Origin of the sequence: Pantoea sp. GbtcB22, assembly GCF_019091025.1 — a bacterium.
In the GTDB taxonomy this organism is placed as follows: Bacteria; Pseudomonadota; Gammaproteobacteria; order Enterobacterales; family Enterobacteriaceae; genus Pantoea; species Pantoea leporis.
Map to the genome: position 1 here is coordinate 1 of NZ_JAGXKB010000406.1, position 257 is coordinate 257.

A 257-nucleotide genomic window follows, 5' to 3' on the forward strand; every position below is an offset into this window, starting at 1 on the left:
CAAGGTGCTGGAAGTTCTGCGCGAGCCCCTCGAGTCGGGCCGCATCAGCGTCTCGCGCGCCGCGCGCCAGGCTGAATTCCCCGCGGAATTCCAGCTCGTGGCGGCGATGAATCCCTGAGGGTTCATTGCCAAACTACCAGGATTTTTCCCTGAACTAGAAGAAGGAGTTAGGGAGGATCCGCCGGAGGCGGATGACCCGCCGCCCGACCGGCGGGAGGGCGGCGGAACGTAATGGAGATTGATCTCTATCTCTCCAT

Annotated in this window: 1 pseudogene; it reads left to right on the forward strand. The window is 62.3% G+C overall.

From position 1 onward, the window contains the following. A pseudogene (locus tag KVT28_RS25605) lies at positions 1-115 on the forward strand (ATP-binding protein); the annotation flags it as partial. Positions 116-257 lie beyond the last annotated feature (142 nt).